The following is a 16,212-nucleotide window of genomic DNA, read 5'->3' as shown; positions in this document are numbered from 1 at the left end:
TTGAACTAACTCTTTTTTATTTTTATTTATGCATTTTTTTACTTTTTTTTGCGTTTGAATAAACTCTAAATCCACCATTTAAATTATAAACTTTATAACCATTCAATTTTAAAATCCTATATGCAATATATCCTCTTAATCCCATTGTACAATAAGTTATATAAGTTTTATCTTTTTCAAGCATATTCAAATTTTTTCTCAATTCAGATAATGGAATATTTATAAAACTTCCCTCTTTTATTATATTATTATCATTTATTTCATCTTTATTTCTGACATCTAATATAATATGATTTTCAATTTCTTTAATTTTATCCCAATCAATAACTTCTATATCACCTTTGATTATATTATTAGCAACAAAACCTGCATAATTAACAGGATCTTTTGCTGAACCAAAAGGCGGTGCATAGGTTAATTCTAATTCTTCTAAATCCCAAACTTTTAATCCAGCTTTTATCGCTGTTGATATAACATCTATTCTTTTATCGACTCCATCTTCTCCAACAGCTTGAGCACCAAATATCTTTCCATCTCTATTAAAAAGAATTTTTAAAGTTATAAGAGAAGCACCAGGATAATATCCGGCATGAGACTTTGAATTGGTAATAGAACTAATATAATCTATTTTCATTGCTTTTAGTCTTTTTTCATTTAACCCAGTTGATGCGATAGTCATATCAAATATTTTAGCAATAGAAGTGCCCAAAGCACCTTTATATTTTTCTTTATTTCCATAATATATATTATTAGCTGCTATTCTTGCCTGTTTATTAGCTGGACCTGCAAGAGGTATAAGGTTCTTTTGTCCACTTATTAAATTATTAATTTCAACAGCATCACCAACGGCATATATACTTTCACATGAAGTTTGCATATATTCATTTACTTTTATTCCAGTATTACCCAATTCTAAACCGCAATTCAAAGCCAATTCTTTTTCAGGTATTACACCTGTTGACATTATAATTACATCAAAGTTTTTACTTTCTCCATTAGAAAATAAAACTTTTAAAAAATTATTTTCCTTTTCTATTTTAGTAACAGCATTTGAAAGATTTAATTTCAAGCCTTTATCATTACAATGATTGTGAATTATAGAAGCTATTTCATAATCAACAGGTGTCATTAATTGATCGGCCATTTCAACTATTTCAACACTTTTACCTATATGTAATAAATTTTCAGCCATTTCTATACCTATAAATCCTCCACCAACAACAAGAATTTTTTCTCTATTTTTTATATATTCTTTTATATTATCCATATCTTCAACATTTCTTAAAACAAAAACACCTTCACTTTGAATACCTTCAATTCTTGGTTTTATAGGTTTAGCACCAGGAGATAAAATTAAATAATCATAATTTTCAAAATAAATATTTTTATTATTTAAATTTTGAACTTTAATTTTTTTATCAATTTTATTTATTTCTATAACTTCATTTTTGGTTCTTACATCTATATTTAATTTGTTTTTAAATGTTTCTGGAGTTTCTAATAATAGTTGATCTCTTTCTTTTATTATATTTCCTATATGATAAGGTAATCCACAATTAGCAAAACTTACATGCTCTCCCCTTTCAATAATAATTATTTCTATTTTTTCATCCAATCTTCTTAATCTTGCTGCAGCTGTTGCTCCTCCAGCTACTCCCCCAACTATAACAACTTTCATATCTGATTACTCCCTTCATTCAAAAATTTTATTATACTTTTTTCAAGTATATTTATTTTATCTAAAAAATTTAAAATATCATTTTTTTTCTTCCAATCTAAATCAGAAAGTTCTTTAATAAGATTTTTTATATTATTTTTAATTTCATAGTTCACATTTTCACAATTACAATTTATAACAAATTGAACTTTATTAAATGTCTTATCTATTAATTCATTTGATATATTTAAACTTTTAAAATAATTCAATCCTTCTTCTGTAAAAGTATATACTTTTTTCTTTCCTTCTTTTTTATACTTTATATAACCATCATTTTCTAATTTTTTTAAATGAGGATAAACACTTCCAGGAGAGATTTTTATATTTTGTTTCGAACAAAATTTCATAAAATCATATCCAGTAAGTTCTTTTTTAGAATACAAATAATTTAAAATAGTAGCTTTTATAAATGGAATATTTTTCATATTTCACCTCTTAATATCGTTAACGATATATCGTTTTCAATATATTTTATAATAAAAAAATATTTTTTTAATTAATTTTCTTTATACTTATTATTACATTTTAAAAAATAAAAACAGTAATCAAATTATATGATTACTGTTTTTATATTGTATAGGAGTAACTCCTACTTTTTTTTTAAAAATAAAACTGAAATAACTTTGATCATTAAACCCAATCTCTGAGTATATATTTTTTATATTTAAATCTGTATATTTTAAAAGATTTTTAGCTTTTTCTATTTTTCTATCTATTATATAATCATTAATAGTTTTATTCATTTCTTTTTTAAATATTTTGCACATATGACTTTTAGATATTCCTATATTTAAAGAAATTTCTTCTAATTTTATATTTTTATTTAAATTTTTTTCTATATATTTTATTATTTTTTTTACTTTTAAACTATATTTTTTTGTGCTATGATGTATTTGAATTTGTTTTATATCTTCAATAAAACTTATTGCATTTAGTTTTAAAATAGTCATATTTTTTATAGATTCTATTTTTATCATATATTTATATAATAAATCATAAAATAACTTTTTCTCATTAAATATATCTATCGCTATATCTATTAAATCTGATATTAAAATGATATATAAATTTTTTATAAGTCTAAATTCATTTTTATTATAGTTCAAATTTTCTATTGATTCTATTAAAAAAGATAAATCTTCTTTAACTTCATCAAATTTTTTATTTTTAAAATTATTAAATATTTTATCTTCCATATTAAAAAAATATTTTTCTGTTTCGGTTTCTATAGTTTCTTCTATTTCATTATATTCATTATCAAAATTATAATTCAAAAGGGTATTTTCATATATTTTTTCTATAATATTATGATTATTTTCAATAAGATTTTTCAAAAAAATTGAATAATACAAAACAGATTTATTTAAATTATGATTATCTCTTTCATCTATTTTAACTATAATATATGATTCATAATACTTAAAATATCCAATCAAATAAATTTTATTTTTTATTTTTTTTATACTTAAATATCTGTCAGTGTTTTTTAAAATTTTTATTATATTTGAATTTATTATACTTTTATATTTAAATCCATCATATAAAAGAACTATTTGAGTCTTTTCCTCGAAAATATAAGTATCACAATCAGTCATATAGAAAGTATATTCACATATCTTTTTTATTTTATCATTTATCATATTTCCACCTCAATATTTTTATAAAAATGATAATATAACTATACAATTATATCATATTATAATATATAATCTTATTAGAATGGTGTTTTAGAGGAGGAATAATGAAATGAAGGTTTTTTTAGTTAAATATCATGGATTTATAGATAAAAATCCAGATGTTTTATTTTTAAGAGATTATTTTTTTGAATTGTTAAAAAGATATGATAAAGACTTGTTATCTTATAAAGGTATACTTCAAAAAATAATTAATAATGTAGAATCGGGAAATTTAAAGATGAATTTCTTCGAAAGAATATTGAATAACTTATCACATTATTCTGGGCATAGTATATTTTACTGGAATGAATGTATAAGAGAATTTGACTCAAGAAAAAAATTTTCTTTTTTTAAAGAAAATAAGTTTAAAATTGACAAAAGAGCTGTTTCTATAATTAAACAATCTTCAAATGATTTTATACTAATATCAGAAAATTATCTTACAGAAAAATTAATTAATTCAAAACTTGAATTTGCTTCACTTGACAAAAGTTATTTTAATTATATTTTTCATAGTAAAAATTCTTATATTAATTTCAATAATAATTCTATAATTAGTTTTATTTCAAAAAAATGGGATATCGAAAAAGAAAATCTAATTTTATTAGAAAATACAGATATTATAGATTCTTGTTTAAAAAATGATTATTTTAAAAAAAGAATATGCTAAAAAAGATTAAAAGCCAAAAATTTGAATAAATTTTTGGCTTTTTTTAATATCCCATTTCTTTTAATATATTAGATAACACTCTTAATCTTTCACTTAATATTTCATCATCTTCACTTAATGATTGCATAAATAATTTAATATCTTCATCAATCATTGGATTATCCTTACATATGGAAACATTCATCGCATCTCCTTGTAATCCTATTCTATCTATCAAATCTTTGTCTGGATCATAAAACTTTGGAAATTTATAAGCTTCACCAAAATAAGATTTTGTTTTACATATTAAAATTGCTAAATCAAGAATTCTATGAATCGGCAATTCCTCTGATTGTCTTGACCATTTTTCTCCAGTATGTCTCCATACTTTAGCAGATATATCTAATTTTCCTCTATCATTCCATTGAGCTAATCCCAAAGATAGGCCTTTTGCATCGGTATTATATGCTTTTCTTCCATCAATATTTTCATAATTCTCAGAAATAATAACTGGTTTGTGTTTTAAATTTACTGGTATTTTCATAATAATTCTCCTTTTTATTTTAGTAATTTACTAATTTAGTAAATTACTAAATATTATATCAAAAAAATAAATAATTGTCAATCAAAAAAAAATAATGCCTAAAGGCATTATTTTTATATTTTATTAGCTTCGATTACACCATGACAAGTTGCATAAGTTATAGATCTTGTCCATCCCGAACAATCTCCTATTATTCTTACATTATTGAAATAATCTGTATTAACTTTATTTCCATAGAATTTAACTTCTACACCATATAAGAGATTATCAGAATAAGTTATTCCTGGAACAATTTCATTTAAAGTTTCCATAAAATCTATTATAGATTCTACTGTTTTTCTAGGAAAAACAAGGTTTAAATCTCCAAGTATATAATTATTTTGATTTAAAGTAGGCTCTACTCTACCTATTTTTTTTGTTCTTTTAGATTTTTTAAAATCTTCGTATGTTTGTAATATAACTTTATTTCCTCCTGCCAAAATATTAGATAATTTTGATATATATGTTCCATATCCAACAGGATCATTAAAAGGTTCTGTAAATGAATGTGTTACTAATATCGCAAAATTTGTGTTTTTTGTCTTATTTTTTGAATTTGCATGTCCATTTACAGTTACAAAATCATCATATTTTTCAACAGTAACTTCACCAGAAGGATTATTACAAAAAGTCCTCACAGTATATCCTGTTTTAGTTTTGAGCTTTATTTTGAATTCATACATTTTATCATTTAATTCTTGTACTATATGATCAGGTAACTCAAATCTAATTCCAAGATCTACTTTATTATTAGATAATATTAATTCAGGGTTATCATCTATAATATGTTTAACCAATTTATGACCACTTCTGCCTACTGCTATTACAATATCATCATACTCTTTTATTTCGTCTTTATTATATACTTTTATTAATTGATCATTTCTTTCTACTTTTTTTATATTCGAATCAAATATAAAATTTATATTTTCATGTTTTGAAAATTCTTCATATATTCTATTAACAGTATCAACAAGAATATCTGTTCCTATATGATAAAATTCTGATTTTATAGGCTCAAAACCTTTATTATAAAAAGTTTTATATAAATCATCATCTTCAAATGAATTTCCATGTTCTATATTTTCATCATACTCATATTTTCCATTGATTTTTTTAGCTAATTCAGCTTTTTCAAGAAAAAAATTCACAACATCTCTCTGTATTTTTTCTGGTATCTCAAGATCTCCACCCATGTTTTTGGATACAAAAATTTTACCATCATACTTTAAACCTCCAAAACCAGAGGTTTCGATATTTTTACCTCTTTCATAAATATCAACTTTCATATTTTCTATTTTTCCATTTTCCATAATGCCCTTTATAAATCCTATTGATGCAGCACCAAAACCTATAACAGCAACTTTTTTCATAGTTGCACACCTCCGAAATTATAATAAAAACACAAAAAACATTATATCATAAAATTGCTTCGTTTGTTTCAGATTTTTTTAAGTTAAATAATGTATAATTACTCTAATTTATTAAAATATGAGGAGGGGTAACATGAAAAGAGCTTTAATTACTTTTTTTATACTAATAATAGCTTTATTATCTTTTTCAAAAGATTATAATTTTATATTTAAAGATGGTTTAGTTAATTTCATTAAAATGAGTCCAGGCAAACATAAAATTGAAAATAATGCAGAAATTATGTGGGTAATAGGTTCAAATGGATATTCTGTATCATATGAAGATTTTTCTCCAAAATTTAAAATCATTGATATAAAAGATTATTCTTACAATACATTAAAAGAAATTGAAAATAATTATTATTTAGTAGACGATTCTAATAAAATAATTTATTTTAATAATAAAATTAATAGTTGGGTAGAAATTTTAAAAGAAGATTTTGAAGTTTTCAATTCTAATAAAATATTAAATATTTCATCAGATAAAGATGTTTATGTTGGACTTAAATACGATGCAAATTGGAAAAATTTTTATGAATTGAAGAGTAATGGAAATTTTAAAAGAAGTATCGAAATAAACAGTGATTATAAAGGTAAAGGTTATACATTCTTGATAAGTACAAATATTAATTCTGATCCAAACTATTACTATTCGCAAGTAAGAAATGTAGAAACATTTTCAAAATCTGCCATGGGAGATTCGAATTTTTCAGAAAATATAAACAATGATATTTATACAGTAGAATTAAGAGATTTTTCAATCGATTCTAATAAAATAATTTTAAATCTATATGAAAAAGATATAATAAATTATGAAGACAGAAATTTAATAAATTTTACACCTTACTCAAGTAATGGCTCAAAAAATATGCTTAAATATAGATTAATAGAAAACGCTGATTATAATGGACTTGGATTAGACATAAATTCTGGTGAAGTTTTTATAAGTGAAAAATTTGATGATATAGATTTTCCTTTAAAAAAATCTTTTATAGATAATTATGCCAAAGATGAATTGATAAGATTATCTTTAGGTGAAAGCTGGAATATGAAATACAAGATAGAAAAAATTTCAGATAAAAATTTCAAATCACAATCAACAAGAATTATGGAATATAAAATATCGATTTATAATTATGATGATAAAATTCAAAAAGTATCCATATTATCAGATTCTTTGGGAATGAGTATTGAATCTATAAAATTTGGAAATAATATATCCAATATTGAAAATAATTCTAAAGAAAATATTATAGATATAAATTTTGATATAAGCAAATCTTCAGATTTAATAATAACATTAAAATATTTATACAATAATTAAAACAAACAGGGAATTATCCCTGCTTGTTTTTTATATTTGCCAATCTATCACTAAAATGATCAAGATAATCTTTCATAATTACTATTTCTTCTTCTATACTATTCAAATATTCTAAACCTTTTTGAGTTATATTATATATCTTTCTTGGTGGAGAATATTGAGTATCCCAATTTGATTCTATATAACCTTCTTCTTCATAAGAACTCAAAAAAGTATATATTCTTCCTTTATTACTTACTCCTTTTAGATTTATTCCAAATTCTCCAAGTTTTTTTCCTATATTATAACCATGTATGGGTTTTTCAGCTATTATTAAAAGTAAAAAAGCTGACATTAGCCATCCTTTACCTTTTAAAACATTATTGCATCTTTTCATATTCATTCTCCTCTTAATAAAGTCTTTAAAAATTATAATTGATTTTTTAATCAATTATAATATTTTTTATTTCTAAAAAAAACTTTTCATTGTCATCTATAACAAATAAATTAGATTTCACTTTTAAATCTGAAGCTCCAAATCCATCTATATATTGAAATTTTTCTGATAATTTCTTAGAAATTTCTTCTTCTCTATATATTCCATCTGGTATAATAAAAGAAAAAAGCACATCTCCTTTATCAAGTAAATTATCTATATGCCAATGTTTTTTGTATTTACCTGATTTATAATCTATATGTCGTCCAACTCTTTGATGTAAATTTTTCATTGCAGACCCAACATACGCATAAATTCCAGGATTTAATATATATTTCTTTTTTCTTATTTCAAAACTTAATTCATTTTTTAATTTTAATAATATTATATATGTACCTTTATTCATAAATTCACCTCATAGAAAGGAGTTTTATATGTTAGATTTATTAAAAAATAAAGAATTTTTTATCCTCGACACTGAAACAACAGGTCTTTCACCTAAAAATGGTGATAAACTTGTAGAAATAGCTATTTATAAGATAAATATCACAGACGATGATAAAGATTATATCATAAAAGATAGATTTATAACTTTATTGAATCCAGAAATTCCTATACCTTATTATGTATCAAAAATTCATGGTATTTTTGATTTACATGTTAGAAATTCTCCAAAATTTTATGAAATTAGTGATGATTTATTAAATTTTATTGGCACTGGTATTCTCGTAATTCAAAACGCTAAATTTGATATAGCATTTCTGAATAGAGAACTTGAACTATGTAGAAAAGATGAACTTTTTAATCCTGTAATAGATACAATAAAAATGTCTCATAAAGTCTTTAAAGGTGAAACGAGACATAATTTAGATATAATCTGCCATAGATTAAATATATCTACAAATGTTTCACGACATAGAGCTGAAGGTGATGTAATTCTAACAACCCAAGCTTTTTTTAAGATGAGACAGAGAATTTTATATACTGGTTTTTAATACTTTTCCAAATAATTAATAACCCAACTTCCAACTATTTTTTTAAATAATATACTTGTTTTATGTCCTGTTGGTATTTTCTTTACCTTTTTATTTGGTAATAATTCTATAAGTTCATCTGTAGACCTTTGAGGTATTATTTTATCAAATATTCCCCTTATAAATAGAACATCCTGATTCACAAACTTTGCATAACTTAAAGGATCATAATGATAACAAGTTATAGGTGTCTTATTAAATATATCTTCAATTGAAGATATATTTTTTTTAACTAAAGATAATGCATCTTTTCTGTATTTTATGCAGCTTTCTTCGTTTCTACATCCAAAAGAATTTCCGTATTTTTCATATGCATCTCTGACTCTTTGTGTATATGGAGAATAAAAATTTATCCATCTCCAATTACCTCCAGTTATCATTAAAATTCCTTTTTTTATTCTTTTATCTAAAGCAAGAGACATTGTACCTATTATCCCACCAAAACTAACCCCCATTAAATATAGTTTATCTTTTTTATATCCTTTAAAACATTCTATTAAGTCTATTGTTCTTCTTATATCTTTAACAGAATTATGAAATAATTTCACACATTCTTCAGGCTCAGAAGAATAAAAAGGATCTCCAGCTATCATATTTGAAGGTTTCCTATTTAAATGATACGGTAATATAACAACAGATGTTCTAAAGCCATTTTCTCTAAAATATCTGGCATACCATTCTAAATATTCTATATTTCTTGGTCCAATACCATGAACAAATATTATATCCCCTTTTATATTTGAATAAGGTTCAAATACATGTACATATTGATAATTATTTTCTTTATAATGCTCTTCATTATAAACTGCTTTGAATTTATATACTTCATAGTCCTGTTCACTCTTTATAGAATATTCAACAGGAGTTTTTTCATAATCATATATCATATTTTTACCCCCATATAAAATATTTATCTTATTTGAATTAAATCGAGTTTATTTTAATACTCAAATTATATTATATAATTTATAATTTACATTTAATTAAAATAAGAATTATATTTAGATGTTATAATATTTTATACCCTGTGTAGGTATAGGAGGTGTTTTTATGCAACATGTAAAAATAACTGTTTATTCGACTCCATCTTGTCCTTGGTGTAGTAGAGCAAAAAACTATTTTAAATCTTTAGGATTGAATTTTAAAAACATCGATGTTTCTAAAGATCAAAAAGCTGCTGAAAAAATGGTAAAAAAATCAGGTCAAATGGGCGTTCCAGTTATAGAAATTGGAAATAAAGTTATAGTTGGTTTCGATAAAAATAAAATTGATAAATTACTGGGGGTATAAAATAAAAGGGGGAAAACCCCCTTTTATCCTATAAATTCTATTAAACCATAAGTTCCATTATTTCTTTTATAAATTACATTAACTTCATCAGTTTCTGAATTTCTAAATACATAAAATTGATGTCCCAACATTTCAGCTTGTAATTTTGCTTCTTCACTTGACATCAAACTTAAATCATGTCTTTTTATCCTTGCAAAATTTTCTTCATGTTCTTCATTTTTATCTTCTTTAAAAGTTTTATTCGGCTGTACATCTTTTTCATGATCTTGGAGTTTAGCTTTCAATTTTCTTATTTTTCTTTCAAGTGCATCTGTGACATCATCTATAGCTTCATATAAATCTCCAGATCTTTCTTCTACCTTAATTATCTTATTAAAAACTTTAAAATGTGTTGTTATTTCTACTTTAAAAATACCGCCTTCTTTTGAAACTCTAAAATCTGCTGTTGAAACAAGATCTTCATGTTTAACTAATAATCTGTCTGGTTTTTGCATTCTTTTCTCGATATAGCTTTCAATTGCTTCAGTAAGTTGTATATCCCTTGTAAATACTTTGTAATCCATAAAATCACCTCCGTGATTGATGCTATATAACTATATCTTTTATTAATTTTTCAAATGTTTTTTTAATTACTTATTAAGATTATACCACTTTTAACATTAAACGTCAAATTTTATAATAATGTAGTTGGAGGATTGCTGTGTATAATAAGGTTTCTGTTGTATTTTTTTTGTATTTTTAAAAGTCTTATATTATCAACTTTTTCTTTGATCATTATATATTTTCTATATTTATTTCTCAATTTATATATTAATGGTTCAACAGGACCTAATATTTCAGTGTTTGGAAATAAATTTTTAAGTTCTTCATATATTAAATTTGACATTTTATTATTATCTTCTCTTGACTCGTTTTGTATTATCAACAAATACATATCAGAATAAGGTGGATAATTGTATTTTTCTCTTTTTAATAACTCACTTTTTATTATAGAATCATAATCATTGTTCTTTATATGCTCGAACATTTTACTATCATTTTTAAATGTCTGTATGATAACATTTCCCTTTTCTTTTCTACCAGCTCTTCCTGCTACTTGCATTATCAAAGAAGCTGCACTTTCTTCAGCCGTATAATCAGGTAAAAATGCATATCTATCAGAATCAAGAATTACAACTAAGTCTAAATCTTCAATATCGAGACCTTTAGTTATCATTTTTGTACCAACTATTATTTTTCTTCCCTTTTCATGCATATAATTAAATGTATCTTTTAATTCATCATAATTATTGATAACAGTTCTATCAACTCTAACAATTGGTACAGAAGGAAAAGCTTTCATTAAATCATTCACGACTTTCTCTGTTCCATAACCTCTTGTTTGTAATTTTATAGATTTACAATTTGGACAAGACGCGGGGGTGTTTTTCTCTTCACCACAATAATGACATTTTAATTTATTTTCTTTTTTATGATATGTATATGAAACATCACAATTTTCACATTTAAATATATAACCACAATCGCTACATATTACATAATTAGCATAACCACGCGTTGGTGTAAAAACTATAACTTTTTTATCTTTTTTTATAGTTTCATATATTTTTTTTATAGTTTTTTTTGAAAAAATCCAATTATACTTTTCTTCTGACTTTAAATCTAAAATTTCTATTTCTGGCATTTGTGAATAAAATCTGTTTTTTATAGTTTCTAAATAATATTTTTCTTCTAAAGCTCTTTTATAATCAACAAGTCTTGGAGTTGCAGAAGCAAGAACTATATTTAGATTTTCAAATTTTTTTCTCATTAAAGCCACTTCTATTGCATCATATGAACCTTGTTCTAATTGATAATATGAATTATCATGTTCTTCATCTATTATTATCATTGATAAATCTTTTATTGGCAACCAAACAGAGCTTCGTGTTCCAATTATTATATCATAATCACCTTTTTGAGCTCCATACCAAACATTAATTCTTTCTGAATTAGTCATAGATGAATGATATACTCCAAGTTTATAATTTAAGAATCTATTTTTTAATCTTTTATACATTTGAGGAGCTAAAGATATTTCTGGAACCATTATAAGTACTTTTTTATTTTGTTTTAAATAAGGTTCAGCAACTTCAAAAAAAACTTCTGTTTTTCCACTACCGGTAACACCATATAAAAGGTGAGGTTTATCTTTCTTTAAAAAAATTGTTTTTACAGCATTTTCTTGTTCTAAAGATAAATCTACTTCTTTTTTTATAATAATTTCTTTTTTTTCACTAAATTTTAATATTCCTTTTTTCTTTAATGTCTTTAAAACGGATGAACTTTTTTTTATTATATTTTCTTCATAAAGCAATTTTTCTGGAATTTCTCCATTTATCATCAAATAATTGACTACAGCTTGAGCCTGTGCAGATATATTTATATTCATTATATCTTTTAAATCTTTATTTAAACTTAAAAACCATTCTTTTTTATTTTTGATGGTTTTTTCATGGAGTTCTAATTTTACTATATTCAAATTAATTAATTCTTTCAACTTTTTTTTTGCTTCTTTTTTATTTTCAAAATTTTTATAATATTCATTCAAAAAAGTCGGTTTTTGAATAGGAGATAGTTCATTCAACGGCATTATTTTAATTCTAAATAGATCATAAGATAAAGGAGGAAACACAAATCTTATAACTTCACTCAATGGCAATAAAAATTTTTTTGTCGATTCAAATATAAGATCAAATATATTTTCATTTATAAGAGGTTTTTCATCTAATATAAAATCTATTTCTTTTATTTTTATGCTATCTATATTTGTACTTTCTTTAATTATAAGACCTAAACTTTGATTTCCTCTCATATTAATTATAACCCTTTGACCTTTAGATAATTTTTCCTCATATTTATATGTATAAGTATCGTATATTTTTCCTCCTATTGGAGAAACTTCATAATAAAACATATTAAATCACCTTTATTTATATAATATCATTATAGTATTTGAATTAACTTTTTCTACATGTTCATATTTCTTTTCACTTATGAGATCTGTATAAACCCCATCAAGTTTTAAATTAATCTTTGGAGATATTTTTTTATTGTTAATCAATACAATAACTTTTTCATCTTTAAAAGATCTTTCATAAACTACTGTACCTATTTTTGCTTCTAAAAACTTTATATCACCATATTTTAAAGCATCATTTTGATTTCTAAATTTAATAAGTTTTTTATAATAATCATTTATTTGTTTATTCCATGTTTTCTCATCCCAAATAAATGGTTTTCTACAAAAAGGATCATTCTCTCCAGTCATTCCAATTTCATCACCATAGTAAATGACAGGACTTCCAATAAATGTCATTTGAATTCCAACAGCTATTTTTAATTTCTCTATATCTTCATCTAATTCTGTAAATATTCTCCTCGTATCATGAGATCCAAGTAAATTCCATAATGTATTTAATACTTGTTGAGGGTATCTATTTAAATAATATTGTAAATCATTTACAAGTTCATTTGCAGAACCTCCCTTTGAATAATTAACAACAGCATCTTTAAAAAGATAGTTCATAACACTATCAAAAGATGGGTATTCAAAATAATTTTTAGAATTTTTCCAATATTCTCCAGTTATTAATAAATCACTGTTTAATTGCTTAACATAATGATAAAAATAATCATTCCAAAAATAATTTGGTATTTGATCCACTGCGTCTAATCTCCACCCATCTATTCCCATTGATGTCCAATAAGCCAAAACTCTTGATATATAAGATTTTACTTCTTTATTATCTATATTCAGTTTTGGCAAACTCGCATAATTTTGCCAACTTTCATATGAATTTGGATTTTCTTTTATTGGGAAATTTTTTATATAATACCAATCTAAATATTTTGAATTTTCTTGTTTTTCAAAATTTTCTTTCATAGCAAAAAAATCAATTCCTGTATGATTAAAAACTCCATCTATAATGATTTTTAAATCTTTATTATGTGATTTTTCTAATAAATCCTCAAAATCTTTTTCTGTCCCAAAACTTGGATCTATTTTAAAATAATCTTTTGTATTATATTTATGTGTTGAATTGGCAGAAAATATAGGATTTAAATAAATTCCTTTTATTCCGAGATCTGATAAATAATCTAAAGAATTTTCTATTCCTTTTAAATCTCCACCAAAACTTTTAAACATCAATTCATCTTTATTATATTCTCCATACCAATTCGGCGCATCAAAATCATCATTAGTATTTATAAAGTTTCTAAATCTATCAGGAAAAATTTGATATATAATTTCGCCTTTAGCCCAACTTGGTGTATCAAAATAACTGATTTTAGGTCTATTCATATTTAATGTATAAAATTCATCACTTTTATTATATCCATATATAATTTCCCCACCATCATATATCAAAAATCTATATTTTAATTCATTAGATTTAATCTTTAACTTAAATTCATACACAATTTCATTATCAATTTCATAAATTTTTTTACTTAAAATATCTGCATTACTTTGAATATTTAAATCTTTTATATCATTTTTACTCACCTTAACTCTTAAATAAACAAGATTTTCATTAACTGGATTAATATAAAATCTTTCATTTTCATGTTTTAAATATTTTATTTTATTATCACCTATAATTGGATAATAAGTTTTTTCTATTTTTCTAATATTATAAAATTCATCATTATAATAATCAAATTCATTATTTTTATAATCTTTAGTTCTAATTCCATCAATGTAATATATATATAAATAATTTCCTGGAGTTGCTTCTAAAGTAGTTTTCCATAATCCAGATATAGATTTTTCTAATTTTATAGGTTTGAATTTATTTATATCAGTTCTTAAAAAAACTGTTGAAGCTTCTGGACTATCTAAAATAAATGTTATTTTTTCAGTAAAAACGTTTACACTCAAAAATATTAAAATAAATAAAATGATTTTTTTCATATTTTTCATAAATTATCCCTCCATATAATTATAATTATTTATATTATATCATCAGCTATTAAACTATAATATTATCAAATTCAAAATTAGTTATAAAATACCATTCCATGTTATAATAATATATAATTAATCATAACTTCAAATTCAATTAAATATATCTATATATAATTTTATTATATATTGCTTTAGGAGGTTTTAAAATGCCAGTTAATAATATAAATGAAGTAATAAGTAAAGCAAATGAAAGAATGAAGACAGTTAAAAATACTATTGTTGTTATGAGTGGAAAGGGCGGAGTTGGAAAATCTACCGTTGCAGTTAATCTCGCAATCGCATTATCACTCGAAGGTAGAAAAGTAGGCCTTTTAGATACTGATTTACATGGTCCAGATGTTGCAAGGATGTTGGGCGGTAGAGATAAAAAACCTTATCAAGTTGGAGATGAAGTTTTACCCCCAGAAATAAGCGGAATTTCAGTCATATCAATGTCACAATTTTTAAAAGAAGAAACTTCTCCTGTAATATGGAGAGGTCCTCTGAAAACTGGTGCTATACTACAATTCATATCAGATATTTCTTGGGGTGAACTTGATTATTTGATAGTAGACTGCCCTCCAGGCACTGGTGATGAACCATTAACGATATTTCAAAATTTAAAAAATATTTCTGGAACTATTGTTGTAACTACTCCTTCAATAGTATCACAAGACGATGTTGAAAAAGCTTTGAATTTCTTGAGTATGATGAATCAAAAAGTAATTGGTTTAGTCGAAAATATGTCATATTTTGTATGTCCAGATTCAAAAACAAAACATTATATTTTTGGTAAAGATGGTGCTTTAAATCTTGCAAAAAAATACAATTTAGAAGTCTTAGCTCAAATGCCTATAAATCAACAAGTAAGAGAAAATATGGATAATGGAAAACCAAGTGCTTATTTTGGAGATCCTGAAGTAGTTGCACCATTTGTAAATCTCTCAAGAAAAATAATAGATATTTTAGAATAAAATATAAAACTCTAAAAACATTATGTTTTTAGAGTTTTAAATATAATAATTTAGGAGCATTCCTGAAATAAAAAAAGAAAGAGGTTGAAAAAAAAGGAACCTCCCCGTAAAATAAAAGTGTAACAAGAATCCATCAAATATTTTACAA

The 16,212-nt window shown here is 23.5% G+C and carries 16 protein-coding genes; 5 read left to right on the top strand and 11 right to left on the bottom strand.

What is annotated here, in order from left to right; genetic code table 11:
• Positions 1-22: 22 nt before the first annotated feature.
• The 3 genes from PWP28_RS10240 to PWP28_RS10230 all read right to left on the bottom strand — a co-directional run bounded on the left by PWP28_RS10240 (position 23) and on the right by PWP28_RS10230 (position 3,357).
• Positions 23-1,678, bottom strand: coding sequence for an FAD-dependent oxidoreductase (locus tag PWP28_RS10240; protein WP_308644688.1), 1,656 nt, complete (start codon positions 1,676-1,678; stop codon positions 23-25).
• Entirely contained in the window at positions 1,675-2,142 is a 468-nt protein-coding gene (locus tag PWP28_RS10235) for a PadR family transcriptional regulator (RefSeq protein WP_109606404.1), read from the bottom strand. Before PWP28_RS10235 ends, PWP28_RS10240 begins: the two co-directional genes overlap by 4 nt.
• 120 nt (positions 2,143-2,262) lie before the next feature.
• Positions 2,263-3,357, bottom strand: a complete 1,095-nt coding sequence (locus PWP28_RS10230; protein WP_109606403.1) for an AraC family transcriptional regulator — start codon at positions 3,355-3,357, stop codon at positions 2,263-2,265.
• A 106-nt stretch (positions 3,358-3,463) separates the two neighbouring features.
• Between PWP28_RS10230 and PWP28_RS10225 the strand changes: the two genes are divergently transcribed.
• Positions 3,464-4,063 (top strand): hypothetical protein, encoded by a 600-nt coding sequence (locus tag PWP28_RS10225; RefSeq protein ID WP_109606401.1) that lies wholly within the window; start codon positions 3,464-3,466, stop codon positions 4,061-4,063.
• A 43-nt stretch (positions 4,064-4,106) separates the two neighbouring features.
• Here PWP28_RS10225 and PWP28_RS10220 read toward each other — a convergent pair whose 3' ends face one another.
• Together PWP28_RS10220 and PWP28_RS10215 are read right to left on the bottom strand one after the other, a co-directional pair.
• A complete protein-coding gene (locus PWP28_RS10220; protein ID WP_264150356.1) occupies positions 4,107-4,586 on the bottom strand; it encodes a DUF6530 family protein in 480 nt (159 codons plus the stop codon).
• Between the two features lie 113 nt (positions 4,587-4,699).
• The gene (locus PWP28_RS10215; protein WP_109606397.1) at positions 4,700-5,998 is read right to left on the bottom strand and encodes an NAD(P)/FAD-dependent oxidoreductase; all 1,299 of its coding nucleotides are present in this window, start codon (positions 5,996-5,998) and stop codon (positions 4,700-4,702) included.
• Between the two features lie 133 nt (positions 5,999-6,131).
• Here PWP28_RS10215 and PWP28_RS10210 point away from each other — a divergent pair, with 133 nt between their 5' ends.
• Positions 6,132-7,361 carry a hypothetical protein gene (locus tag PWP28_RS10210; RefSeq protein ID WP_264150357.1) on the top strand — a complete coding sequence of 410 codons (1,230 nt, stop codon included), beginning with the start codon at positions 6,132-6,134 and terminating at the stop codon, positions 7,359-7,361.
• Between the two features lie 13 nt (positions 7,362-7,374).
• On the opposite strand, the gene PWP28_RS10205 is transcribed toward PWP28_RS10210, so the two are convergent.
• Both PWP28_RS10205 and PWP28_RS10200 read right to left on the bottom strand, forming a co-directional pair.
• Positions 7,375-7,737 carry a PadR family transcriptional regulator gene (locus tag PWP28_RS10205; protein WP_264150358.1) on the bottom strand — a complete coding sequence of 121 codons (363 nt, stop codon included), beginning with the start codon at positions 7,735-7,737 and terminating at the stop codon, positions 7,375-7,377.
• Between the two features lie 46 nt (positions 7,738-7,783).
• The gene (locus PWP28_RS10200; RefSeq protein ID WP_109606391.1) at positions 7,784-8,182 is read right to left on the bottom strand and encodes a DUF123 domain-containing protein; all 399 of its coding nucleotides are present in this window, start codon (positions 8,180-8,182) and stop codon (positions 7,784-7,786) included.
• Positions 8,183-8,210: 28 nt separating this feature from the next.
• Here PWP28_RS10200 and PWP28_RS10195 point away from each other — a divergent pair, with 28 nt between their 5' ends.
• Positions 8,211-8,771: a PolC-type DNA polymerase III gene (locus PWP28_RS10195; protein ID WP_109606389.1), complete on the top strand. Its 561-nt coding sequence runs from the start codon at positions 8,211-8,213 to the stop codon at positions 8,769-8,771.
• Here PWP28_RS10195 and PWP28_RS10190 read toward each other — a convergent pair.
• Entirely contained in the window at positions 8,768-9,697 is a 930-nt protein-coding gene (locus PWP28_RS10190) for an alpha/beta hydrolase (protein ID WP_109606387.1), read from the bottom strand. The two genes, PWP28_RS10195 and PWP28_RS10190, sit on opposite strands and share 4 nt — an antisense overlap.
• 163 nt (positions 9,698-9,860) lie before the next feature.
• On the opposite strand from PWP28_RS10190, the gene PWP28_RS10185 reads away from it, so the two are divergent.
• Positions 9,861-10,100, top strand: coding sequence for a glutaredoxin family protein (locus PWP28_RS10185; protein WP_109606386.1), 240 nt, complete (start codon positions 9,861-9,863; stop codon positions 10,098-10,100).
• 23 nt (positions 10,101-10,123) lie between these two features.
• On the opposite strand, the gene hpf is transcribed toward PWP28_RS10185, so the two are convergent.
• The 3 genes from hpf to PWP28_RS10170 all read right to left on the bottom strand — a co-directional run bounded on the left by hpf (position 10,124) and on the right by PWP28_RS10170 (position 15,066).
• The gene (hpf, locus tag PWP28_RS10180; RefSeq protein ID WP_109606384.1) at positions 10,124-10,663 is read right to left on the bottom strand and encodes a ribosome hibernation-promoting factor, HPF/YfiA family; all 540 of its coding nucleotides are present in this window, start codon (positions 10,661-10,663) and stop codon (positions 10,124-10,126) included.
• A 110-nt stretch (positions 10,664-10,773) separates the two neighbouring features.
• Positions 10,774-13,056 carry a primosomal protein N' gene (gene priA, locus PWP28_RS10175; protein WP_264150362.1) on the bottom strand — a complete coding sequence of 761 codons (2,283 nt, stop codon included), beginning with the start codon at positions 13,054-13,056 and terminating at the stop codon, positions 10,774-10,776.
• Positions 13,057-13,068: 12 nt separating this feature from the next.
• A complete protein-coding gene (locus PWP28_RS10170; protein ID WP_240597616.1) occupies positions 13,069-15,066 on the bottom strand; it encodes a glycoside hydrolase family 13 protein in 1,998 nt (665 codons plus the stop codon).
• A gap of 191 nt (positions 15,067-15,257) precedes the next feature.
• Between PWP28_RS10170 and PWP28_RS10165 the strand changes: the two genes are divergently transcribed.
• Entirely contained in the window at positions 15,258-16,064 is an 807-nt protein-coding gene (locus PWP28_RS10165) for an Mrp/NBP35 family ATP-binding protein (protein ID WP_109606379.1), read from the top strand.
• Positions 16,065-16,212 lie beyond the last annotated feature (148 nt).

It is taken from the genome of Oceanotoga sp. (assembly GCF_030445905.1).
Taxonomy (GTDB): domain Bacteria; phylum Thermotogota; class Thermotogae; order Petrotogales; family Petrotogaceae; genus Oceanotoga; species Oceanotoga teriensis.
This window is presented reverse-complemented; position numbering and strand designations above follow the sequence as displayed.

Bases quoted from the DNA above. Each gene is read 5' to 3' on its own strand.
- PWP28_RS10190 (WP_109606387.1), bottom strand. From the start codon at position 9,697: ATGATATATGATTATGAAAAAACTCCTGTTGAATATTCTATAAAGAGT.
- PWP28_RS10230 (WP_109606403.1), bottom strand. From the start codon at position 3,357: ATGATAAATGATAAAATAAAAAAGATATGTGAATATACTTTCTATATG.
- PWP28_RS10195 (WP_109606389.1), top strand. From the start codon at position 8,211: ATGTTAGATTTATTAAAAAATAAAGAATTTTTTATCCTCGACACTGAA.
- priA (WP_264150362.1), bottom strand. From the start codon at position 13,056: ATGTTTTATTATGAAGTTTCTCCAATAGGAGGAAAAATATACGATACT.
- PWP28_RS10215 (WP_109606397.1), bottom strand. From the start codon at position 5,998: ATGAAAAAAGTTGCTGTTATAGGTTTTGGTGCTGCATCAATAGGATTT.
- PWP28_RS10220 (WP_264150356.1), bottom strand. From the start codon at position 4,586: ATGAAAATACCAGTAAATTTAAAACACAAACCAGTTATTATTTCTGAG.
- PWP28_RS10205 (WP_264150358.1), bottom strand. From the start codon at position 7,737: ATGAAAAGATGCAATAATGTTTTAAAAGGTAAAGGATGGCTAATGTCA.
- PWP28_RS10240 (WP_308644688.1), bottom strand. From the start codon at position 1,678: ATGAAAGTTGTTATAGTTGGGGGAGTAGCTGGAGGAGCAACAGCTGCA.
- PWP28_RS10185 (WP_109606386.1), top strand. From the start codon at position 9,861: ATGCAACATGTAAAAATAACTGTTTATTCGACTCCATCTTGTCCTTGG.
- PWP28_RS10235 (WP_109606404.1), bottom strand. From the start codon at position 2,142: ATGAAAAATATTCCATTTATAAAAGCTACTATTTTAAATTATTTGTAT.
- PWP28_RS10170 (WP_240597616.1), bottom strand. From the start codon at position 15,066: ATGAAAAATATGAAAAAAATCATTTTATTTATTTTAATATTTTTGAGT.
- PWP28_RS10210 (WP_264150357.1), top strand. From the start codon at position 6,132: ATGAAAAGAGCTTTAATTACTTTTTTTATACTAATAATAGCTTTATTA.
- PWP28_RS10225 (WP_109606401.1), top strand. From the start codon at position 3,464: ATGAAGGTTTTTTTAGTTAAATATCATGGATTTATAGATAAAAATCCA.
- PWP28_RS10200 (WP_109606391.1), bottom strand. From the start codon at position 8,182: ATGAATAAAGGTACATATATAATATTATTAAAATTAAAAAATGAATTA.
- PWP28_RS10165 (WP_109606379.1), top strand. From the start codon at position 15,258: ATGCCAGTTAATAATATAAATGAAGTAATAAGTAAAGCAAATGAAAGA.
- hpf (WP_109606384.1), bottom strand. From the start codon at position 10,663: ATGGATTACAAAGTATTTACAAGGGATATACAACTTACTGAAGCAATT.